Source organism: Micromonospora phytophila (genome assembly GCF_023656545.1).
Classification (GTDB): domain Bacteria; phylum Actinomycetota; class Actinomycetes; order Mycobacteriales; family Micromonosporaceae; genus Micromonospora; species Micromonospora phytophila.
The window spans coordinates 1-2,461 of record NZ_JAMOKF010000531.1; the positions used below are offsets into that span (position 1 = coordinate 1).

2 protein-coding genes and 1 pseudogene are annotated in these 2,461 nt (G+C 73.7%); all 3 read left to right on the forward strand.

The window, feature by feature from the left end:
* A partial coding sequence (locus tag NCC78_RS30810) for a TrmH family RNA methyltransferase (protein ID WP_250798934.1) occupies window positions 1–478 on the forward strand: 478 nt, incomplete at its 5' end.
* A 218-nt stretch (window positions 479–696) separates the two neighbouring features.
* A complete protein-coding gene (gene pheS / locus NCC78_RS30815; protein WP_250798935.1) occupies window positions 697–1,776 on the forward strand; it encodes a phenylalanine--tRNA ligase subunit alpha in 1,080 nt (359 codons plus the stop codon).
* Window positions 1,777–1,815: 39 nt separating this feature from the next.
* Window positions 1,816–2,461: pseudogene (locus tag NCC78_RS30820) on the forward strand (phenylalanine--tRNA ligase subunit beta); the annotation flags it as partial.

Here is a 2,461-nt window from a genome sequence, read left to right on the forward strand (position 1 = left end):
CCTGGCCGGCGCGCCCCGCCTGATGGCGGTGCTCGCCGAGATCCTCGATCCGGGCAACGCCGGCACCGTGCTGCGCACCGCCGACGCCGCCGGCGCGGGTGCGGTCGTCTTCGCCGGCGACGCCGTCGACCCGTACAACGGCAAGTGCGTGCGGGCCTCGGCCGGCAGCCTCTTCCACGTCGACGTGGTCCGCGCCCCCGACCCGCTCGACGTGGTCGCCGCGCTGCGCGCCGCCGGCCTGACCGTGCTGGCCACCACCGGGTACGGCGACAGCGACCTGGACGACCTCGCCGACTCCGGTCGCCTCGCCGCCCCCACCGCGTGGCTCTTCGGCTCCGAGGCGCACGGCCTGCCCGAGCAGCTCACCGAGGCGGCCGACGCCCGGGTCCGGGTGCCGCTGCACGGGCGCGCCGAGAGCCTCAACCTGGCTGCGGCCGCCGCCGTCTGCCTGTACGCTTCAGCGAGAGCACAGCGCTGACCGGGCACCGGTCGCGCAGGACAGACAGCAGGGGAGAGCGTCGGCCCATGAACGCGCCACGGCGTTCGTTTAGCCAGCCCGCCGGTGTCGGCGGGCGGCGGGCCTGACCTGCTTTCCGCGTAACTCCCACCGGCGGGCTGCGGCACAGCCGCGCGTCCGTAGACTCGCTTCGCCGCCCCGTGAGGGCTGGCGCCGCCGTGAGGGAGTGCCCGTACGCCATGAGCTATCGCAACGATCCGTACGACCCGAAGCAGGTCGCCCTGCTCGACCCGGCCGCCCTGGCCGAGGCCGTCGCCGACGCCGAGAAGGCGTTCGCCGCCGCCGCCGACCCGGACGCGCTGACCGCGCTGCGCCCCGCGCACCTCGGTGACCGGTCCCCGGTCTCGCTGGCCCGCCGGGAGATCGGCGCGCTGCCGCCGGCCGCGAAGTCCGACGCCGGTAAGCGGGTCAACGAGGCCCGCCGGGCCATCGAGACCGCGTACGCCGAGCGTTCCGAGGTCCTGGAGCGGGAGCAGGCCGAGCGGGTGCTCGTCGAGGAGCGCGTCGACGTGACGCTGCCCTACGACCGGCGTCCGCGCGGCGCCCGGCACCCGCTGGCGACCCTGATGGAGACGATCAGCGACCTCTTCGTCGGCATGGGCTACGAGGTGGCCGAGGGGCCCGAGGTCGAGCTGGAGTGGACCAACTTCGACGCCCTGAACATCCCCGCCGACCACCCGGCCCGCGGCCTGATGGACACCTTCCACATCGCACCGCCGGACGGCGCGGGAGGTTCCGGCCTCGTCCTGCGCACGCACACCTCGCCGGTGCAGGCGCGCACGATGCTCACCCGCAAGCCGCCGATCTACGTGATCGTGCCCGGCCGGGTCTACCGCACCGACGAGCTGGACGCCACCCACGCGCCGGTCTTCCACCAGGTCGAGGGCCTGGTGGTGGACAAGGGCATCACCATGGCGCACCTGCGCGGCACCCTGGACCACTTCGCCCGGGCGATGTTCGGCGAGGGCGCGAAGACCCGCTTCCGGCCGCACTACTTCCCGTTCACCGAGCCGTCGGCGGAGTTCGACGTCTGGTTCCCGGAGCACCGGGACGGGCCGCGGTGGGTCGAGTGGGGCGGCTGCGGCATGGTCAACCCGCGGGTGCTGCGCGCCTGCGGCATCGACCCGGAGGTCTACTCCGGATTCGCCTTCGGCATGGGCATCGACCGGACGGTGATGTTCCGGCACGGGGTCAGCGACATGCGGGACATGGCCGAGGGCGACGTGCGGTTCACCCGCGCGTTCGGGGCCGGGGCGTAGGCGATGCGGGTACGTACAACGGAGACGGTGGTCTGAGTCATGCGAGTTTCTGTCAGTTGGCTGCGGGAGTACGTCGACCTCCCCGCCGACCTGCCCACCGGCGACCTGGAGCAGGCCCTGGTCGACCTCGGCATCGAGGTCGAGTCCGTCGTGGACCTGCGCGAGACCGTCACCGGTCAGCTGGTCGTCGGCGAGGTCCGCGAGATCGAGGAGCTGACCGGCTTCAAGAAGCCGATCCGGTTCTGCCGGGTCGACGTCGGCGACGCCAACGGCACCGGCGAACCGCAGGAGATCGTCTGCGGGGCGCGCAACTTCGCCCCCGGCGACCGGGTCGTGGTGATCCTCCCCGGCGGCGTGCTCCCCGGCGGCTTCACCATCGGCGCGCGCAAGACCTACGGCCGCAACTCCAACGGCATGATCTGCTCGGCCAAGGAACTGGGTCTCGGCGACGACCACTCGGGCATCATCGTGCTGCCCGCCGACAGCCCGGCCAAGCCGGGCGACGACGCGCGGCCCGTCGTCGGGCTCGACGACGTCGTGGTCGAGCTGGAGATCACCCCGGACCGGGGGTACGCGCTGAGCGTGCGCGGCCTGGCCCGGGAGCTGTCGCACGCCCTCGGCGTGCCGTTCCGCGACCCGGGCCTGACGCCCGCGCCGGGCGGCACCGAGGCGCCGGCGTACCCGG

Excerpts from the sequence above, each read along its gene's own strand:
- pheS (WP_250798935.1), top strand. The coding sequence starts at position 697 with ATGAGCTATCGCAACGATCCGTACGACCCGAAGCAGGTCGCCCTGCTC.